15 protein-coding genes are annotated in these 19,630 nt (G+C 59.4%); 1 reads left to right on the top strand and 14 read right to left on the bottom strand.

Annotated features, from left to right (window positions below; all coding sequences use genetic code 11):
* Positions 1-14: 14 nt before the first annotated feature.
* The 6 genes from selB to fdnG all read right to left on the bottom strand — a co-directional run bounded on the left by selB (position 15) and on the right by fdnG (position 9,110).
* Positions 15-1,928 carry a selenocysteine-specific translation elongation factor gene (gene selB / locus HB633_RS10770; protein ID WP_213778079.1) on the bottom strand — a complete coding sequence of 638 codons (1,914 nt, stop codon included), beginning with the start codon at positions 1,926-1,928 and terminating at the stop codon, positions 15-17.
* Entirely contained in the window at positions 1,925-3,355 is a 1,431-nt protein-coding gene (selA, locus tag HB633_RS10765) for an L-seryl-tRNA(Sec) selenium transferase (RefSeq protein ID WP_213778078.1), read from the bottom strand. Before selA ends, selB begins: the two co-directional genes overlap by 4 nt.
* A gap of 13 nt (positions 3,356-3,368) precedes the next feature.
* On the bottom strand, positions 3,369-4,364 hold the full coding sequence (fdhE, locus tag HB633_RS10760) for a formate dehydrogenase accessory protein FdhE (protein WP_213778077.1): 996 nt from the start codon (positions 4,362-4,364) through the stop codon (positions 3,369-3,371).
* A 101-nt stretch (positions 4,365-4,465) separates the two neighbouring features.
* The gene (locus HB633_RS10755; RefSeq protein WP_213778076.1) at positions 4,466-5,122 is read right to left on the bottom strand and encodes a formate dehydrogenase subunit gamma; all 657 of its coding nucleotides are present in this window, start codon (positions 5,120-5,122) and stop codon (positions 4,466-4,468) included.
* On the bottom strand, positions 5,109-6,032 hold the full coding sequence (gene fdxH / locus HB633_RS10750) for a formate dehydrogenase subunit beta (RefSeq protein WP_213778075.1): 924 nt from the start codon (positions 6,030-6,032) through the stop codon (positions 5,109-5,111). Before fdxH ends, HB633_RS10755 begins: the two co-directional genes overlap by 14 nt.
* Positions 6,033-6,041: 9 nt before the next feature.
* Complete coding sequence (gene fdnG / locus HB633_RS10745; RefSeq protein WP_213778074.1) at positions 6,042-9,110, bottom strand: formate dehydrogenase-N subunit alpha; 3,069 nt, start codon at positions 9,108-9,110, stop codon at positions 6,042-6,044.
* A gap of 331 nt (positions 9,111-9,441) precedes the next feature.
* Between fdnG and HB633_RS10740 the strand changes: the two genes are divergently transcribed.
* Positions 9,442-9,699 (top strand): beta-xylosidase, encoded by a 258-nt coding sequence (locus HB633_RS10740; RefSeq protein WP_255580856.1) that lies wholly within the window; start codon positions 9,442-9,444, stop codon positions 9,697-9,699.
* A gap of 10 nt (positions 9,700-9,709) precedes the next feature.
* Here HB633_RS10740 and HB633_RS10735 read toward each other — a convergent pair whose 3' ends face one another.
* The 8 genes from HB633_RS10735 to HB633_RS10700 all read right to left on the bottom strand — a co-directional run bounded on the left by HB633_RS10735 (position 9,710) and on the right by HB633_RS10700 (position 19,180).
* On the bottom strand, positions 9,710-10,054 hold the full coding sequence (locus HB633_RS10735) for a hypothetical protein (RefSeq protein ID WP_346730294.1): 345 nt from the start codon (positions 10,052-10,054) through the stop codon (positions 9,710-9,712).
* Positions 10,055-10,199: 145 nt separating this feature from the next.
* Positions 10,200-10,817 (bottom strand): transglycosylase SLT domain-containing protein, encoded by a 618-nt coding sequence (locus HB633_RS10730; RefSeq protein WP_213778073.1) that lies wholly within the window; start codon positions 10,815-10,817, stop codon positions 10,200-10,202.
* Between the two features lie 130 nt (positions 10,818-10,947).
* Positions 10,948-11,646, bottom strand: a complete 699-nt coding sequence (kdpE, locus tag HB633_RS10725; RefSeq protein WP_213778072.1) for a two-component system response regulator KdpE — start codon at positions 11,644-11,646, stop codon at positions 10,948-10,950.
* Positions 11,643-14,438, bottom strand: coding sequence for a sensor histidine kinase KdpD (locus tag HB633_RS10720; RefSeq protein WP_213778071.1), 2,796 nt, complete (start codon positions 14,436-14,438; stop codon positions 11,643-11,645). The genes kdpE and HB633_RS10720 overlap by 4 nt, the downstream gene beginning before the upstream one ends.
* Positions 14,438-15,019, bottom strand: coding sequence for a potassium-transporting ATPase subunit KdpC (gene kdpC, locus HB633_RS10715; protein ID WP_213778070.1), 582 nt, complete (start codon positions 15,017-15,019; stop codon positions 14,438-14,440). Before kdpC ends, HB633_RS10720 begins: the two co-directional genes overlap by 1 nt.
* 82 nt (positions 15,020-15,101) lie before the next feature.
* Positions 15,102-17,159, bottom strand: coding sequence for a potassium-transporting ATPase subunit KdpB (gene kdpB / locus HB633_RS10710; RefSeq protein ID WP_213778221.1), 2,058 nt, complete (start codon positions 17,157-17,159; stop codon positions 15,102-15,104).
* 120 nt (positions 17,160-17,279) lie between these two features.
* Complete coding sequence (gene kdpA, locus HB633_RS10705) at positions 17,280-19,088, bottom strand: potassium-transporting ATPase subunit KdpA (RefSeq protein ID WP_213778069.1); 1,809 nt, start codon at positions 19,086-19,088, stop codon at positions 17,280-17,282.
* A complete protein-coding gene (locus HB633_RS10700; RefSeq protein ID WP_056359778.1) occupies positions 19,085-19,180 on the bottom strand; it encodes a potassium-transporting ATPase subunit F in 96 nt (31 codons plus the stop codon). Before HB633_RS10700 ends, kdpA begins: the two co-directional genes overlap by 4 nt.
* Between the last annotated feature and the right edge of the window lie 450 nt (positions 19,181-19,630).

The raw sequence follows: 19,630 nt of genomic DNA, 5'->3' as shown, positions 1-19,630 counted from the left end.
GTACTGTGTCTCGATCAAAGCAGCTCGAGCCAACCGCTATCTGTGCGCATCACATGCATTTCACGGTGGAAGCGAGTATATCCAACGCGGTCAAAAAATTCCAAAACCTGGATTGCGCGCTTGCGGCCGAGCGCAGTGGCATCGCGGAAAGGCGCTGCAGCCAGTCTTGCATCGTTGTTTTCTGCTTGCGATGCCGCGATCGCGGCGAGCTCACGAATTGCATCGCGATGGTAAAAAAGATCCCGCACCACCTGAAACACTTCTCCCTGCCGCGCGAGCTTGCGCAGTAACAGACGCACGCGCTCTTCTGACACGTCGATCGAAACAGCAAGGTCCCGAACCCACGGCGGATTGAAACCACCTGCTTTCACGGCGGGCAATAACTTCAGTGCAAGCACTTGATCGGCTTCGTCTAGCGTGACCGTGTGATCAGGCAACTGCAGCCACGGCCCGCTTCGAACGACATCGCCGCCCGCGCATGCGTCGTTGATCAGCGCGCGCCACAGTGCGTCGTCCATCTGCGGTGCAACGATGCGGCGCAAACGCGATGCATCGGGTCCCTGCTCATCCGGCGAACGCTCGTGGAACTGCTTCAACGCTGCAAGCAAACGAACGGTCAGCGCCCGCCACGTTGCGCCTGCAATGAACAGTGCATCGTCGCCGGATAGCGTAACCGTGCGAGTATCGGCGGGAAGGTTCAGCAGTGCCGCCGGCATGCCGCTCATTTGCTCCAGCAGCGAACGCGGCAGACCGTTGGGCGCGCGATCGAGCAGCGCATCGAGCGTGCCGGTGTCGAGCATTGCCTGGATTGCGTCGAGCCATTGAAGGCGTTCCGGCGTGCGCCGTTTGCGCGCTGGCCCGAATGGATCGAGAACATGACCGCCGCCGATCGTCCGGTTCGCCTGCGCATTCCTCACGATAAACCTGTCGCCCGGCAACGCGCAAAGCGGACGTTCGAAAACGAGCTGCACACGCCCGATCTGATCAGAGCCCAACGAATCGCCATCGAGCAGCGCAACATGCGCGACCTGATGCTGCGTGCCAAGATGCACATGTACCGGCGCCCAATGCTGCAACGTGACGGTGGCGTCGGGTAACACCGTAAGCGTTGCATCGATGCGCTCCGACGCCCGCGACAACCGCGGATCGACGATCCAGTCACCGCGATCGATCGCGTCCTTTTCGATCCCCGCAAGATTGAGCGCACACCGCTCGCCAGCTCGACCGGATTCGGCTGCGCGATTCTGTGCGTGAATACTTCGCACGCGCACGCGTTCGCCTTTCGGCGCAAGCATCAATGCATCGCCTGCTGTTACGCGCCCCGCGACCACGGTGCCCGTGACGATGGTGCCCTGCCCGGCGAGCGTGAACACGCGGTCTATGGCAAGCCGGAACAAGCCATCGTCGCGACGCATGCGCCATGCAGCGGCCGCCGCGCGCAAATGCGCATCGAGCGCGGCGACGCCGGGATCGTCGGCCAGGGTTGCGTTGGTATCGAAGACGGGCGCGTCTTGCAATGTGCTTCCCGCCAGAAACGAGTTGATCTCGTTGTGCACGTCGTGCAAACGCCGTGGGTCCACGCGATCTGTTTTGGTCAACGCAACCGCGCCCTGCTTCACGCCGAGCAACTGCAGAATCGCAAGATGTTCGCGCGTTTGCGGCATCACGCCGTCGTCCGCAGCAATCACGAGCAACGCGTAATCGATGCCGCTCGCGCCCGCCGTCATGGTGTGCACGAGTTTCTCGTGACCCGGGACATCGATGAAGCCCAGCACATCGCCGCTATCGAGCGGCACGTATGCGTACCCAAGCTCGATTGAAATGCCACGCGCCTTTTCTTCTTTCAGACGGTCCGTGTCCACGCCCGAGAGCGCGCGAACCAGCGTGGTCTTGCCGTGATCGATATGCCCCGCCGTGCCGACGATCATCCTTCGGAACCCGCCAGTTGCGCCACGAATTCTGCTTCGTCGGCAGCTTCGAGACAACGCAGATCGAGCCGCAATGCATCGTCCGCAACGCGGCCGACAAGCGGCCGTGGCAACTCGCGCAACTTCTTCTCGAGCGCAAGCAACTGGCGTCCGCCGCGTTTGCCATCGGCCGTCCTGACGACCAAGCCATAGCTCGGCAGGAGATCGACAGGCAACGCGCCGCTGCCGATCTGGCTGAACATTGGCTCTACAGTTACCGTATAACGCTCGCCCGCGGTGCGTTGCAACGCCGGCTGAACGCGTTCGGCGGCAGCGCGCATCGCGTCGGCGGGACGGGTCAGCAAACGCAATGTGGTGAGGCGCTCAGCGAGCAATTCCGGCGCACGATAAAGCTGCAACACGGGCTCCAGCGCGGCAAGCGTCAGCTTGCCAACGCGCAACGCACGCTTGAGTGGATGCTTCTTGATCTTCGCGATCAGGTCCCGCCTGCCGACAATCAAGCCGGCCTGTGGACCGCCGAGCAACTTGTCGCCGCTGAACGTGACGAGATCCGCACCGGCGGTGATCGTTTCGCGCACGGTCGCTTCACGCGGCAGCCCCCATTGCGTGAGATCGACCAGCGTGCCGCTGCCCAGATCGACCGCCATGGGCACGCTGCGCTCCTTCGAGAGCGGCGCCAGCTCCGCGACCGTCACCTCCTTGGTGAAGCCGTTGATGGCGTAATTGCTCGTGTGCACTTTCATGAGCAACGCGGTACGCGGACCGATGGCCTCGTCGTAATCCTTGAGATGCGTGCGGTTCGTCGTTCCGACTTCGCGCAGTCTCGCGCCGGCGCGCATCATGATGTCGGGAATGCGGAACGCGCCGCCGATTTCCACGAGTTCTCCGCGCGACACGATCACTTCTTTCTTCGGCGCGAGGGCCGACAAAGTCAGCAATACAGCCGCCGCGTTGTTGTTGACCACAGTCGCAGCTTCGGCGCCGGTCAGCTCGCAGATGAGTTCATCGATAAGATCATCGCGATCGCCGCGCTTGCCTGTTTCGAGATTGAACTCAAGGTTCGCCGGGCGCGTCAGCGCGGCGACGACCGCGCTCACGGCGGCATCGGGCAGCAAGGCTCGGCCGAGATTCGTGTGGAGAACGGTACCCGTCAAGTTGAAGACCGTGCGAAATTTCGCGCGATTGCGCTCGCGAAGATTCTGCTCGACCGAAGCCGTCAACGCCGGCAAATCGAGCGAACCCACGGACGCGCAACCGGCCAGCGCAGCCGCGCGCCAACCGTCGAGCGCGCCGCGCAGCGTAGCCAGCACCTGCGTGCGCCCGAATTCTTCCGCCAGCGCCGCGAACCCGTCCGACGCCATCACCTGCTCCACAGACGGCACGTGCGCCATCAGCGCCCGCAGCTCTGTGCCCGTTACATCGCTCACAAGCCGATCCTTTTTAATTGGACTCGCCAGGTTGGTCAGTTTTATCGTCGACTTGTTCCGGCCATAACCACGGATGGGGCGAGGCGCGCCGGTAGCCTTCCTCGCCCATCAACAGATCCAGCGTCAAGCTGGCGAGATCGTCGGCGAACGGTTCGAAGTCGTAATCCTTGTCCTGAAAGCCGATCTTCCTGTACGTATGGCATTCGTCACAAGATTCCGCTTTCAACGGTGCTTTTTTCGATTCGCGTTCCTTGGTTTCCGTATCAGCATCCGGTGTCCCCAGTGCGTGATAAGCAATTCCCTTGGTCGAATCGCAATTCGAACATTTCGAGCGGACCATGTGCCATTCGGTGGCGCACAAACCGCACTGCAGGAAGCGGTAATTCTCGTACGCGCCGCCCAGGCGCACCATGCTCGCGACGGGATGCGATCCGCAAATTGGGCAAAGGCCAAGCGTTTCGATATACGGCACATCGCGTTTATCAATATCCGCTGCAAGATCAGTCCACACCACTTGCAGCGCGGCCGAAATAAACGGCGCGCTCGCCGGATCCACTTCGGCGAAACGCTGCGCAAAAATCGCGTCAGCTTGCGCTTCGAGCGTGGCGGCATCAAGCGACTTGAGCCTGGAGATCAGTTGTTCCAAAGCCGGGGTGAGCGGACCGGCGACATTAAGTTTATCGAGCAAACGAACGAGCACATCACGCCATGCCGGATCGCGCACGCCTGACAAGGCGGGGATCAACGGCATGGAATGTTTCTGGGCGCTGGCAATCAGCTCGGGGCTTGGCGGTGTTGCCTTGAAATCCTGGATTACGTCTTGTTGTGCGTCGGCAAGCGCTGCCATCAGACGCAAATATCCCGCTATAGGGTTGCTGCGTTCTGCAAGCGCGCGCAAGCGTGCCGCACGCGCCAGAAACACCGTGCCACGCTCTGGCGTGCGGATGCGCGGTATTGCGGATTGATCGAGCGATTCGATATCGCCCGCTTCTAGAATGCGTTGGACCACGATTGTCGACCTCTTGAAACTGAAAAGCCGCCGCGTTTTTTCCAGAAGCAAAGAACGGCGGCGGCCTGGTTACATCGGATGCAGCCTTCAAACAGGCGGACTTACTTTCCGATGATCTCCTTGAACCATCTCGGATGATGCTTTTTCGCCCAGCCGTAAGTCACGGTGCCGCGCGTCATCGCACCGATCGATCCCTTGATCCACAACGCCGCATAAATATGCACCACGATTCCAACGATCAGCACGAACGCGGCAGCAGCATGCACGAGAGCGGCAAGACGGATGATCTCGATTGGAAAATAAAACGAGAAATACCGCCGCCAGATCACGATACCGCTTGCCAGAAGCAGCAACAGGCACGCAACCATGGTGAAGAACAGCAGCTTCTGGCCCGCGTTGTACTTGCCGATTGCGGGGAGTTTTTCTTCGCGATTGTTGAGTACGTCGCCAATCTGGCGCATCCATTGCACGTCGCTCTTGTCCAGATAATTATGGTGCCAGAAACGCAACGCAAGGATCAGGAACGAGAGAAACATCACGCAGCCAATGAACGGATGCAGAATGCGCGTCCATTGCCCGCCGCCCAGGAGCGCATATAACCACGACATGGCCGGATGAAACATGGCGAGTCCGGACAACGCCAGCAAGATAAACGTGATGGCGGTGATCCAGTGGTTGGTGCGTTCATTTGGCGTGTAGCGCAGGATCAGACCGTTACCCTTCACGTCCCTTGGAACAGCGTCTTTATCGTGCGTCATCGGATGCCTCCCGTGCTTCAGCGGCTTCACGTTGTGCCTCGGCTTCTTCCGCCTCCGACACCTCGTTCGGCCCAACCCGCGTGTAGTGGAAAAAACCCGCTAGCGCGGCCACCACAATGCCGGCGAGCGCCAACGGTTTTGCCAGGCCCTTCCAAAGATAAACCATCGCGCTGATCTTCGGATTTTGCGGCAGGCCGTGATAGAGGTTGGCTTTGTCGGCGTGATGCAGCACGTACATGACATGCGTGCCACCCACACCTGCAGGATCGTACAGACCTGCATTCGCAAAGCCGCGTTCCTTCAGGTCCACCACGCGGTCCGCAGCCTGTTGCTTCATGTCCTCTTTCGTGCCGAACATGATGGCGCCGGTAGGGCACGTTTTCACGCATGCCGGTTCTTGTCCAACTGCGACACGATCCGAACACAGCGTGCATTTATAAGCGCGATTGTCCTGCTTCGATATACGCGGCACGTTGAACGGGCAACCCGTCACGCAGTAACCGCAACCAATACAGCTCTCCTCGTGAAAGTCCACGATGCCGTTCGTGTACTGCACGATCGCACCCGGCGATGGACACGCTTTGAGACACCCCGGGTCCTCGCAATGCATGCAGCCGTCCTTGCGGATCAGCCACTCCAGATCGCCCTCGGTGTTCTCGTATTCCGAGAACCGCATGACCGTCCACGAATGTTCGGAGAGGTCACGCGGGTTGTCGTACACGCCAATGGAGTCGCCGACTTCGTCGCGCAAGTCGTTCCATTCCATGCACGCCGTTTGACAAGCCTTGCAGCCGATGCACTTCGATACATCGATCAGCTTAGCAACCGTTCCCGTAACAGGCACGCGAACTTGCGGCTCGGGCAGCGTCGTGGCGGAAAGACGTTTGATATCCAGTGATTGCAGTGCCATCTCTTTTCCTTATGCCTTTTCGACCTTGACGAGAAACGACTTGAATTCCGGTGTTTGAGAATTCCCATCGCCCACGGAAGGCGTCAGCGTGTTGACGAGATAGCCCGGCTTCGTAAGTCCTTTGAAGCCCCAATGCAGCGGCAATCCAACTGTTTGTACTTTCTTCCCCTCGATCATCAAAGGCCTGATCCGCTTCGTCACGACCGCAACGGCAACAATATGCCCGCGATTGGACGACACCTTCACGCGATCCCCCGCAACTACGCCGACCTCCTTCGCCAGGTCCTCGCCGATTTCCACGAACTGTTGCGGCTGCACGATCGCGTTGAGTCGCGCATGCTTGGTCCAGTAATGGAAATGCTCGGTCAGACGATAAGTCGTTGCCGTATGTGGGAAATTCTCGTGCGTGCCGAACGCGGCCCGGTCGTCAGGGAACACCCGCGCCGCCGGATTGCTGACAACCGCCTTGTTGTCCGGATGCATCGGGTTATAGCCCAGCGGATTTTCGAACGGTTCGTAATGCTCGGGGAACGGTCCTTCCACCAAGCCGTCGCGCGAGAAGAAACGCGCGACGCCTTCCGGATTCATGATGAACGGATTCATGCCGTTCTCAGGCGGTTCATCCGCCTTGAAGTCGGCAATATCCGCACCGGCCCACGCCTTGCCGTTCCATGCAATCAGCTTGCGGGTCATATCGAACGGTTTGCCGCTGACATCGCACGACGCACGGTTGTACAAGATCCGCCGGTTCGCGGGCCATGCCCACGCCCAGTTCAACGTGTTGCCGATACCCGTTGGGTCCGAGTTGTCGCGACGGCCCATCTGGTTGCCGGCTTGCGTCCACGATCCGCAGAAAATCCAGCAACCGCTTGCAGTGCTGCCGTCGTCGCGAAGTTGCGCGAAGCTCGACAACTGCTCGCCTTTCTTCGCGAGGACCTTGGTTTTATCGGCGACGTCAGTCACATCGTCCAACGCACGGCCGTTGAACTCCATCGCGATTTCTTCGGGCGTCGGGCTTTCCGGGTCCGAATAAGGCCAGCTCATGTTGAGAATCGGATCAGGATATTTACCGCCCTGCTCCTTGTACGCCTTCCTCATGCGCAGCCACAGACCCGACATGATCTCGAGGTCGCTCTTCGATTCACCCGGCCCGTCCGCGCCTTGCCAATGCCATTGCAACACGCGGCTTGAACTGACGAGCGATCCACGCTCTTCCGCGAAACACGTGGTCGGCAAGCGGAATACTTCCGTCTGGATCTTCGATGCATCCACGTCGTTGAATTCGCCAAAGTTCTTCCAGAACTCGGACGTTTCGGTAGCCAGCGGATCCATGATCACGAGCCACTTGAGCTTCGCGAGGCTCGCGCCGATCTTCGACTTGTTCGGCGCCGCGGCCAGCGGATTAAACCCCTGCGCGATGTACCCGTTCATCTTGCCCTGATTCATCAGCTCGAACACCTGCAGCATGTCGTAGGACTTATCGAGCTTGGGCAAATAGTCGAAACCGAAGTTGTTTTCAGCGGTCGCGTTGGCGCCCCACCACGACTTCATGAAACTCACATGAAACGCCCGATAGTTGCGCCAATAGCTCAACTGGTTCGGACGCAGCGGCTGCGTTGCGCGCTTCTTGATGAATTCGTCGAAGTCCTGCTCGCCTTCCATGGGCAATGTCATATAACCCGGCAGCAGGTTCGACATCAGCCCGAGGTCCGTCAAACCCTGAATGTTCGAGTGGCCGCGCAATGCATTCATGCCGCCACCCGCAATGCCGATGTTACCCAGCAGCAACTGCACCATCGCCCCGGTGCGGATGATCTGCGAACCGACCGAATGATGCGTCCATCCAAGCGCGTACAGGATGGTCCCGGCGCGACCAGGCACCGCGGTCGATGCGAGCATCTCGCAGACCTTCAGGAATTTCTCCTTCGGCGTGCCGCAAATTTTCTCCACCTGCTCGGGCGTATAGCGCGAATAGTGCTGCTTCATCAGGTTGTAGACGCAGCGCGGATGCTGCAACGTAGGATCGATCTTGGCGTAGCCGTCGTCGCCGCGTTCGTAGTCCCAAGTCGATTTGTCGTAGCTGTGCTTTTCCGCGTCATAGCCGGAATACAAGCCATCTGTAAACGCAAAATCTTCACGGACGATAAACGGGAAGTCCGTGTAGTTCTTGACGTACTCGTGCTGGATCTTGTCGTTGGTCAGCAGATAATTGATCACGCCGCCCAGGAACACGATGTCCGATCCCGTGCGAATCTGCGCGTAATAATCCGCGACCGAAGCTGTCCGCGTAAAGCGCGGATCGACCACGATGAGCCTTGCCTTTCTGTGCGCCTTGGCTTCGGTAACCCATTTGAAACCGCACGGGTGCGCCTCGGCTGCATTGCCGCCCATCACCAGAATCACATCCGCGTTCTTGATGTCGACCCAATGGTTCGTCATCGCTCCACGGCCAAACGTCGGGGCAAGACCTGCCACCGTCGGGCCGTGTCAGACACGTGCTTGATTATCGAATGCGAGCATGCCAAGACTACGAACAGTCTTGTGCGTCAAATATCCAACTTCGTTGCTTCCGGCCGATGCTGCAAGCATGCCAGTGGTCAGCCATCGATTGACCTTCTTGCCGTCTTCCGTCGTCTCGACAAAATTGGCGTCGCGATCGTCTTTCATCAACTGGGCGATGCGATCGAGCGCGTCTTCCCACGACATGCGTTTCCATTCATTCGATCCCGCCGCGCGATATTCCGGATACTTCAGCCGGCTCGGACTATGAATGAAGTCGATAAGACTTGCGCCTTTGGGGCACAACGTTCCGCGATTGACCGGGTGATCCGGATCGCCTTCGATATGAATGATGCTTGATTTGGCGTTCTTGGCGTTGTCGCCCAGACCGTACATCAGGATGCCGCAGCCGACTGAGCAGTACGGGCAGGTATTACGGGTTTCGGTAGTGCGCGACAGCTTGTACTGGCGGACTTCCGCTAAGGCAGGCGCCGGCGAGAAACCCATCAGGGCTAAACTCGATCCGGCAAGCGTGCTTGCGGAAACCTTCAGGAACTGTCGCCGGGACATTTGTAACATCGTTCGCCTCGGACTTTGTAGGGGACGGGGTCGATTATAAAGTCGCGGAGTTAATTTCGCAGAAAGGTTGGCGCTGAGCGTTGTCGGAAGAGGCGGGAAGCCGCTTTGGCGGCCGTTAACAAAAAACTTAACAACGCGATTTGTAATCAATGAGTAATGTGTTGTAGTTTTTCAGTAATAAGCGGGCATTGTTCGTGCGTAAGAAACCAATCCCCCAACTTTTTATGCGCTCATGGCTCAACAAACTAACAAAGCGGTGTCGGCCCCAGCCTTTAATGCGCAATTCCGCAAGCGCTTACTACCGCATTCGACTGCCGTCCTTCTAGGGTCCATGCTGCTTGCGTTCAGCACCTACAGCCTCGCGCAAATTTCGCAAGGAAATGGAAGCTCGTCTCAGGATAACCGTACGTCGGCGGCCGGCACGGCGCCGGACGCGTCCGCATCGACGGTACACGAATCGCTCAAGCCCCAATCGAAAGAGGCCGCAGGAAATGCGCGTGGCATGACCGCCGGCAAGCAGCACAAGACAGAAGGGGCCGGCGGCTTCAACAATGGTTTGTACGGAACCGGTGCAGGCAGCAACAAATAAAGCCGTAGATTTACAAACCGACTGCTGCAGGGTTCATTTCTATATGCAGGATCACGAGCCAGGGTTTGGGGCAATCCGGTGCAATCTTGAGCGCCGGATTCGTCTTGCTCACCGGCGTAATGCAGCCCTGCTCGCGCGCTCGTAAATAGGCGCGCCGGGCGTCAGCCTGTAGCCACATGCTGACGAGTGCACAGGTAACGAAGCTGAAAATGGTCGTAACCAGGGTTGGCGTGTTTGGATCGAGCTGGCTTACGGCATAAGCAAATATAGCTGTCAGCACCTGGTTTGCGATGATCGCAACGCAAATGACTTTGGCCGTTCCTCTGATACGCATTGCGGTATGAAGCTTTAACACGGTTGTGCACTCTTGGTTGTTTCTAGTCATCCGCTTGCACGAGGCGTTAGCTAGCAGAGCATGCAAGCGTCTTGAAGCAACTCGATTAAAGCAGGCGCCGCGTTAATCCTTTAAAAAATTCGCGCCGCGCGATATAAAAATAATCTCAAGGCGCCTTGGCAAAGTGATCCACTGACCCGTCCAGGCTCGCCGAAAACTGACGCATACGAAGAGCGACGCGCTGCGCATAACCTTTGCCACCACCGCTATAACGCTTGAGCGCGGCTCCCAGGTCGCCGCCGGAAGCGTCCAGATATTGACGCAAGATCGATGAACCAATGCGCACGTTCTCGGCAGGTTCGGTCAGATCGTGACTCGCCGCGATCAGTTGCGGATGAGCGGCAGGAAGTATCTGCATCAGGCCTTGCGCACCCACCGCGCTCACTGCTTGCCGATCAAAACCAGACTCGGTTGCAATGACTGCAAGCAACAATACGGGCGAAACCGCATATTGATTCGCTGCGTCCAGAACGGCTTGCGCAATCAGCGTGGCCTCTTGCCGCGCGACGCGATACTGCCGCCAAAGCACCACGGCTACGTTTGCGACCTGCGGAGATTGGCTTAAATCCTTCGCGACAACCTCTCTGACGGACCCGGTCACACCGTCACTCGCCTGAACCGCGCTTGCGATCGTCAGAAAGAGCGCAGCACACGCGATTTTGTAGTTCAGCAACTTGCGCAATGCGTTCGGTGCTCGCGCTTTCAATGCCTGGTGTGAATGCATCGCAGGGTCTTGTCGTTGACGTCCACGAAGGCTACGCCGCTTGATATATCGATCTAGATAAAAGCGTGCCGGCGACTATCAATAACGCGTCAATGCATCGCGGGAAATGTTGCCGAGTTCCAGCGCCTCTCTACTGCGTTCCCGCCAGCCTGTAGCCCACTCCCGTCTCGGTCAAAATATGCACGGGCTGCGTGGGATCGGCTTCAAGCTTGTGCCTGAGATGCCCCATATAGACGCGCAGATAGTGCTGGTTGTCCACGTATGCAGGCCCCCACACTTCGCGCAGCAATTGCTGATGCGTGATCACGCGACCGGCATGGCGAACCAGGGTCGTCAACAACCGGTATTCGATGGGCGTGAGATGTACCGGCACATCATCGCGCGTGACCCGTCGCTCGGATAAATCCACCGTGACCATCCCGAACCGGACCTGCGGCGTTTCCTGCTGCCCGCCGCGATTGCGCCGTCTCAACTGCGCACGAATACGCGCAAGAAGTTCGGACACGCCGAAGGGTTTGGTGAGGTAATCGTCCGCGCCTGCATCGAGCGCTGCCACCTTCGCGTCCTCGTGCGTGCGCGCCGAAAGCACGATCACGGGTTGCTCGGTCCACGTACGCAATTCGCGAATGACATCGATGCCGTCGGTATCCGGCAAACCCAGGTCGACAACGATCAGGTCCGGCAAGCGAAACGCGGCTTCCCGCAAGCCCTGTTGCCCGGTTTCCGCCTCGAACACGTTCATACCTTGCGCTTCCAGCGTCGTGCGCACGAAACGACGTATCTGCTTGTCGTCCTCTATCAGGACGACGGTCAACGTCGGCTCGCTCATGGGCGATCCGCGTTCGATGTGGCATCCGGAAGCTCGACGCCACTTTCATCGGGTAGCGCTTTGAAGGGCGGCATTTCACTCGCGGGCAACGTGAACCAGAAACGCGCGCCAAGCACTTTTCCATCGCTGTCCGGGCGGTTTTCTGCGCCGATCTTCCCACCATGCGCTTCAACAATCGCACGGCAAATCGCAAGCCCCAAACCAATACCCGGTTTAGCCGATTCCTTTTCGCCGCGCGTGAATTTATCGAAGAGGATGGGTTGGATGCCGGCCGGCAAACCGGGACCATTGTCATCCACGCAAACCCTCACGACACGCTCACCATCATGCTCTTCGACGGCCGCTGTGATGAAAAGCCCAGAACCGGCCGGCGTGTACTTCGCCGCGTTCTCGAACAGGTTTGCGAGCAGGCGCTCCATCAAGACGGCATCGAGTTGAATCAGCGGAAGGTCTGCCGGCACGCGCACTTGCACCGGCCTGCCGAGAAGCGTTCGACGGCACACCGCGAGTGCCGCGCCGACCACTTCTTCAAGCATCAACCACTGCCGGTTCAGCCGTATGCTTCCCGCCTGAAGGCGCGCCATGTCCAGCAGGTTCGTCACGAGCCCGCTCATGCGCAGCGCTTCTTCGTGAATTGCATGAACCAGTTCGCGGGAGTGGTCGGAAGCGGCATCGGGCGCGCGGCGCTGTTCTTCGAGCATGGACGCGAAGCCGACAATGGAAGTCAACGGCGTACGCAAGTCGTGCGAGATCGCTGACAAGAGCGAGTTGCGCATGCGCTCCGATTCCATGTTCACGAGCGCATCCTGCGCGATTTCCACGTAGTGCACACGTTCCAGCGCCAGCGCGATTTGAGAAGCAAAGGTATCGATCATGCGCTGCTGCTCGGGCACCGCAAGCTCTTCCTTGTTTGCCGTGATCAGCGCCAGGACACCGCGCGTGCGCATTGGCGCCTTGAGCGGCAAGTAGAGCGCATTGCTTGCGGGCAACGTATCGGTTCCACGTCCCGCCGGCTTTTGCTGGTCGTACACCCACTGCGCAATATCGATGTCGAGTTCCGCCGCATCGAGCGTCACTTGCGGGTTGGGATCGTCCACTTTCTGGCGGACTTTTTCAGTGCTGCCGGGAAGCAGGACCGCGACCTTCGCCTGGAAGACTTCGCCCACATGGCGCGTTCCTATTTCGATGATCTGTTCCGTCATCAACGCGCCGCCAAGCTCGCGCGTCATCGCATACATGGCGCCCGTGCGGCGTTCCCGTAGTGATGCAACGCGAGCCTGGCGCCGCAGGTTCGAGGTCAACTGACTGATCGTCAGCGACGTCAGCAACATGACAAAGAACGTCAGCAAATACTGCGTGTCCGATACCGCAAACGAAAGCTGCGGCGGAACGAAAAAGAAATCAAATGCGGCGACGCTCAGAAACGAAAGCAGCACACCCGGCCCGCGTCCAAGCCGCACAGCGGCGAAAACCACGCCGAGTAAATACAGCATCACCAGATTTGTCAGGTCGATGTGATGCGACAGCAGCCGCGCAACCGCGGTGATAGCAATGCCGACGGCAACCGTATAAAAATACGCGTTGGGCGGAGAGCGGTCTTCGCTCAAGACACCCGAGAACCTCGGCATGCTTTCGCCATGCTCACCCATTTGTTTCGCCGCGCCTGCGCCGACCAGCGTCACGTCAATATCATTGGCGCGACGAACGATCGATTCCGCCACAGGCTGATCGAACATGCGACGCCATGTAGGGGCATCGGATGCGCCGGCCACGATCTTCGATACATTTCGCATGCGTGCATACGCGACCAGCGTCGCGGCTGCATCGGTACCATCGAGCGTGACCGTTTCGGCGCCCAGTTCGGACGCAAGCTTGAGGGCGTCGAGCGTGCGTTTGCGCCATACATCAGGAAGACGTTGCAGCTTGGGTGTCTCGACATAGACGGCGAGCCAGTCGGCTTTCAGCCCCGCAGCCAGGCGCGCGGCCGAACGAACCAGCGCGGCGCTTTCGGGACCCGGTCCAATGCATGCGATCAAGCGTTCGCGCGCCTGCCAGATCCGACCGATGGATTGATCCGCGCGATATTCGCGCATTTGCGCATCCACGCGGTCCGCGGTACGTCGCAGCGCAAGTTCGCGCAACGCAATCAGGTTGCCCTTGCGAAAGAAGTTCTTGACCGCGTTGGCGGCTTGCTGCGGCAGATAAACCTTGCCATCTCTCAAGCGGTCGAGCAACTCTTCGGCTGGCAAATCGACGAGCGTGACTTCATCGGCGAGATCGAACACGCGATCCGGTACGGTCTCCCATACACGAATGCCGGTGATCTGCCCCACGATGTCGTTGAGACTCTCGAGGTGCTGTACGTTGACCGTGGTGTACACGTCGATACCGGCATCGAGCAGCTCGTACACATCCTGCCAGCGCTTCAGATGCCGCGCGCCCTGCACGTTCGAATGCGCGAGTTCATCGACGAGGATCAGTTGCGGCTTCCTCGCAAGCGCGCCGTCGAGATCGAACTCGGGCAACTGACGTTCGCGATATTCATACATTGTCAGCGGTAGGGCTTCGAGCCCCCCGACGAGCGCCAGCGTCTCCTTGCGGCCGTGCGTTTCCACGATGCCGACAACGGTATCGACGCCTTCATCGCGACGCCGGTGTCCGGCCTGCAACATCGCATAGGTCTTCCCGACACCAGCCGATGCACCGAAGAAAATCTTCAGCCTGCCGCGCTGCTTCTTCTCTTCGTCGCGCTGGATCTTGTCGAGCAGCTCGTCGGGGTCGGGACGGTCCATCAGCTTGCGGGCTTCAGTTCGTCGAGCGCAAGGTTCAGTTTCAGCACGTTCACGCGTGCTTCGCCAAGGATGCCGAACTGGCGGCCAGTCGTTGCGCGCTGAACGAGTGCATCGACGTCGTTGTGCGAGAGCTTGCGCGCTTTCGCCACGCGGTCGATCTGGTACGCGGCGGCAGCCGGGCTGATCTCCGGATCGAGACCGCTGCCCGATGACGTCACGAGGTCGACGGGAACTGGCGCGGTGTTGTTCGGATCGGCGTCATGGAGCGCGCTGATCCGGCCTTTGATTTCATCGGCGAGCGCGGGGTTGGTCGGACCGAGATTCGAGCCGCTCGATGCAGTCGCGTTGTACGGATTCGGCGAAGTTGCAGACAGACGGCCCCAGAAGTAGCCACGGGCATCGAATTGCTGCCCGATGAGTTCGGAGCCGATCGGCTTGCCGTTCTTCTCGATCACGCTGCCGTTCGACTGACCCGGAAACGCAGCGTGGGCCACGGCGGTCACCACGACCGGATATACGAGCCCGGTCACGACGGTCAGCGCCGCGAACAACACGATCACAGGACGAATGATGTTTTTCATGATTAACTATCCAGTTAAAAAGCGAACGTCGGAGCGGCCGGAGCACTTTCAAAAACGCGACCCCGGCCGCCTGCCCTCAGTTTCAAGCCCAGCCAAACGCGGTCAAAATCATGTCGATGATCTTGATGAACGGGAACGGCAGCAAGATACCGCCGAGGCCGTACACCAGCAGGTTGCGGCGCAACAGCGACGCCGCGCCCAGCGGGCGATACTTCACGCCCTTCAATGCCAGCGGAATCAACACCACGATGATCAGCGCGTTGAAGATCACCGCAGACAAGATGGCGGATGAAGGCGACGTCAGATGCATCACATCCAGCACGCGCAATTGCGGATACGTCGATGCAAACGCTGCCGGAATAATTGCGAAGTACTTGGCCACGTCGTTTGCAATCGAGAACGTGGTGAGCGAGCCGCGCGTCATCAGCATCTGCTTGCCGATCTCCACAATCTCGATCAGCTTGGTCGGGTTCGAATCGAGGTCGACCATGTTGCCGGCTTCCTTCGCCGCTTGCGTACCGGTGTTCATCGCGACCGCTACGTCGGCTTGAGCGAGCGCCGGGGCGTCGTTCGTACCGTCGCCGGTCATCGCGACAAGGCGGCCTTCAGCCTGATAGCTGCGAATGGTCGCGAGCTTGGCCTCGGGCGTGGCTTCCGCCAGGAAGTCGTCCACACCCGCTTCGGCCGCGATAGCAGCGGCGGTCAGGCGGTTATCGCCCGTCACCATCACGGTCTTGATACCCATCTTGCGCAGCTCGGCAAAACGCTCTTTAATGCCGCCCTTGACAATGTCTTTCAGCTCGATCACGCCAAGAACACGCGCGCCGTTATCGCTGCGTTCAGCTACGACCAGCGGCGTGCTGCCGCGACGTGCGATCTCATCGACCGCATTCGATACTTCCTGCGGATAGCGCCCACCGTTACGCTCCACGTACGTCTTGACCGCTTCGGCCGCGCCCTTGCGAATCTCGCGATCCGGCAAGTCGACACCGCTCATGCGCGTCTGCGCCGTGAAGTTCAGGAAGGTCGCGTGCAGCGCCGCCATCTCACGCTGGCGAATGTTGAAGCGCTGCTTGGCAAGCACGACAATGCTGCGGCCCTCGGGCGTTTCATCGGCGAGCGATGCGAGTTGCGCCGCGTCGGCAAGGTCCTGCTCGGAAAGACCCGGCGCCGGGACAAAGCTCGAAGCCTGACGATTGCCCAGCGTGATCGTGCCGGTCTTGTCGAGCAACAGCACGTCCACGTCACCGGCGGCTTCCACCGCACGGCCCGACGTCGCGATCACGTTCGCCTGCATCATGCGGCTCATGCCGGCCACGCCGATGGCTGACAACAAACCGCCGATGGTCGTCGGTATCAGGCACACGAGCAGCGCCGCGAGCGCCGTGATCGTCACTACGTGCCCGGCTTTCATTGCGCCGACCGAGAACATCGAGAACGGCAGCAGCGTCGCGGTCGCAAACAACAGCACCAGGCTCAACGCGACCAGCAAGATGGTCAACGCAATTTCGTTAGGCGTCTTCTGACGCTTCGCGCCTTCGACCATCGCGATCATGCGGTCGAGGAACGCTTCGCCCGGATTGACCGTCACGCGCACCACGATCCAGTCAGACAACACGCGCGTACCGCCCGTGACGGCTGTGAAGTCACCGCCCGATTCACGGATGACCGGCGCCGATTCACCCGTGATGGCGGATTCATCGACGGAAGCAACACCGTCGATGACTTCACCGTCGGCGGGGATCACGTCGCCCGTTTCCACGAGCACGACATCACCCTTGCGCAAGTCAGTCGCGGTCGTGATCTGGATTGCGCCCTTGTGATCGGGCTTGTCCAGCTTCTTCGCCATGACGTCGCGCTTGGCGCTGCGCAAGGACGCAGCCTGCGCCTTGGAACGGCCTTCAGCCAGCGCTTCGGCGAAGTTCGCGAACAGCACCGTGAACCACAGCCACAGCGACACCGCGAGAATGAAACCCGCGGGCGCCTCGGCCTGGCCTGACAATGCGGCGACCCACAGCACGGTCGTCAGGATGCTGCCCACATACACGCAGAACATCACCGGATTGCGAAGTTGCGTGCGCGGGTCGAGCTTCCTGAACGAGTCGGCGATCGCCGGCATGACAATGGCCGGATCGAACATGGAACGTGCAGCCGAGCGTGAATGGCCGGTAGGCTCCGGATTTTTCTCCGGCGCCTTGTTGGGCGTCTTCACTGGCGGTTTGACAATTGTGTTCATACTTTCCTCTGTATCAGTGACCGCTTATTTGCCCGCAAGCATCATCAGATGCTCGACGATCGGGCCCAGCGCGAGCGCGGGCACATACGTCAGCGCGCCTACCAGCACAACTGTGCCGAGCAGCAACACGACGAACAACGGACCGTGGGTCGGCAAGCTGCCGGCAGTCGTGGCGATACGTTTCTTGGCGGCCAGCGCACCCGCAATGGCGAGCACCGGAATGATCGAACCGAAGCGGCCGAACCACATCGCAATGCCGGTCGTGATGTTGTAGAACGGCGTGCTCACCGTGAGGCCCGCAAACGCGCTGCCGTTGTTGTTCGCGGCCGAGCTATAGGCGTAGAGAACCTCGGAGAAACCATGCGGTCCAGGGTTCGATATACCCGCCGTCCCAGCTGTCGTCAGCACACCAATCGACGCACCCAGCAACACCAGGAACGGCGTCAACAGCACCACGATCGCCACCATCTTCATCTCGTACGATTCGATCTTCTTGCCGATGTACTCGGGCGTTCGTCCGATCATCAAACCAGCAACAAACACCGCGAGCATCGCGAAAACGAGCATGCCGTAGAGACCCGAACCCACGCCGCCGAAGATCACTTCACCGAGCTGGATCAACAACATTGGAACGAAGCCGCCCATTGGCGTCAGCGAGTCGTGCGTGTTGTTCACCGCGCCGCACGAAGCCGCCGTAGTTGCGACCGTGAAGATGCCCGACTGTGCAATACCAAAGCGCGTTTCCTTGCCCTCGGCGTTGCCACCCGCTTGCAGCGGAGATGCGCTCTGATCGACATGAAGCGATGCAAACAGCGGATTGCCGGCTTGCTCGAACGAGATTTCGCCCCAGCATGCAATCGAAAACGCAATGGTCATGGCGGCGAGAATCGCGTAACCCTGCCGCCTGTCACCGACCATTCTTCCGAACACCACGCACAGCGCTGCCGGGATGATCAGCATCGATAGCATCTGGACGAAATTGGAAAACGGCGTCGGGTTTTCGTACGGATGGGCCGAGTTCGCGTTGAAGAAACCGCCACCATTTGTGCCAAGCATCTTGATCGCTTCTTGCGAAGCAACCGGGCCCATTGCGAGCGTCTGCTTGTCAGCCTTGTTGTCGACCATTACGGCATTGCCCTTGGCATCCTTCACCGCGTTGCCTTGCGCGTCCGTCTTCGGCGTCTGGTAGGTCGTCGTCTGAAGCGTGCCGACGTCCCGATAGGCTTCGAAGTTCTGGATCACGCCCTGGCTCACGAACACGAGCGCAATGACGGTTGCCATCGGCGCGAGGATGTAGAGCGTGATGCGCGTCAGGTCGACCCAGAAGTTGCCGATCGTCGTCGCCGTATGACGCGCGAAGCCGCGAATCAGCGCAACTACAACTGCAATACCCGTTGCCGCCGACAAGAAGTTCTGCACCGACAAGCCGACCATCTGCGACAGGTAGCTCGCGGTTGCTTCAGGCGTGTAGTCCTGCCAGTTCGTGTTGGTGACGAAACTGACGGCCGTGTTGAACGCGCCATCCGGTGTCATCGGGCCGAAGCCTTGCGGGTTCGACGGCAACCATTGCTGCAGGCGCAGGAATCCGAACACAACGAGCGTGCCGAGCGCATTGAACGCAAGCACGGCAAGGGCGTAATGCTTCCACGACATTTCGGCTTTGGCGTCGACGCCTGCAAGCTTGTACAACACGGATTCGATCGGGCGGCCGATACGGCGAACCACCACGGACGAGCCGTCGAGCACGCTCGTTATATAACGGCCGATAGGAACCGCGAGCGCGATCAATACGACAATGAAAAGGCCCGCTTGAAACAAGGTATTGGCGTTCATTCCAGATCCTCCGCACGCAGCAATGCGTACACGAGGTACACGAACAAGAGCAGTGTCGAGGCACCGGCCAGCACTAGCATCCAGGTGGTCATGGGCGGCCTCCCGGAGCGCGACGCAACTTGTCGCAACCGATGGTCAGGGCCGCGCATAAAGCCCAGAAGGCGACGATGCCGGCGATATAAAGCAGGTCCATTGTTTTGATCTCCCGTAGCGGATTTGGACGTGCTGAAGGTTAGTTGATCGCGTGTAAACGGCTGGCAAAGAGAACTGCTGCGGGTGTAAAAAACGTGTAAAAACGAATAACTGATGTTTTGGCGTGGCCAATAAACAAAGCAACAACGACCGTTGATAGCCCGGAATCGAGTCGCGCAAAGGACGTGTTAGCCGATTAAAACAGCGAGGTTTCGATCGCGGAGTTTTGCCGGCGCTTTAATCTGTCACAAACCACCTGTCGACAAATGCGTAAAGCGGGAAAAAGGCCGACCGAGATGCGACCATACGGGCGGATTGTTTTGGTTACCTGGCAAGCGCTCGACCTGTGG

Source organism: Caballeronia sp. dw_276 (assembly GCF_018449635.1).
Taxonomy (GTDB): Bacteria; Pseudomonadota; Gammaproteobacteria; order Burkholderiales; family Burkholderiaceae; genus Caballeronia.
The sequence above is the reverse complement of the archived record's forward strand: the minus strand, read 5'-3'. Positions and strand labels throughout refer to the sequence as shown.

What these genes read in the sequence shown, in the direction of transcription:
- selB (WP_213778079.1), bottom strand. Translation starts at nt 1,928, where the DNA reads ATGATCGTCGGCACGGCGGGGCATATCGATCACGGCAAGACCACGCTG.
- HB633_RS10755 (WP_213778076.1), bottom strand. Translation starts at nt 5,122, where the DNA reads ATGACGCACGATAAAGACGCTGTTCCAAGGGACGTGAAGGGTAACGGT.
- fdxH (WP_213778075.1), bottom strand. Translation starts at nt 6,032, where the DNA reads ATGGCACTGCAATCACTGGATATCAAACGTCTTTCCGCCACGACGCTG.
- HB633_RS10740 (WP_255580856.1), top strand. Translation starts at nt 9,442, where the DNA reads ATGCTGCTTGCGTTCAGCACCTACAGCCTCGCGCAAATTTCGCAAGGA.
- HB633_RS10730 (WP_213778073.1), bottom strand. Translation starts at nt 10,817, where the DNA reads ATGCATTCACACCAGGCATTGAAAGCGCGAGCACCGAACGCATTGCGC.
- kdpE (WP_213778072.1), bottom strand. Translation starts at nt 11,646, where the DNA reads ATGAGCGAGCCGACGTTGACCGTCGTCCTGATAGAGGACGACAAGCAG.
- HB633_RS10720 (WP_213778071.1), bottom strand. Translation starts at nt 14,438, where the DNA reads ATGGACCGTCCCGACCCCGACGAGCTGCTCGACAAGATCCAGCGCGAC.
- kdpC (WP_213778070.1), bottom strand. Translation starts at nt 15,019, where the DNA reads ATGAAAAACATCATTCGTCCTGTGATCGTGTTGTTCGCGGCGCTGACC.
- kdpB (WP_213778221.1), bottom strand. Translation starts at nt 17,159, where the DNA reads ATGTTCGATCCGGCCATTGTCATGCCGGCGATCGCCGACTCGTTCAGG.
- kdpA (WP_213778069.1), bottom strand. Translation starts at nt 19,088, where the DNA reads ATGAACGCCAATACCTTGTTTCAAGCGGGCCTTTTCATTGTCGTATTG.
- HB633_RS10700 (WP_056359778.1), bottom strand. Translation starts at nt 19,180, where the DNA reads ATGACCACCTGGATGCTAGTGCTGGCCGGTGCCTCGACACTGCTCTTG.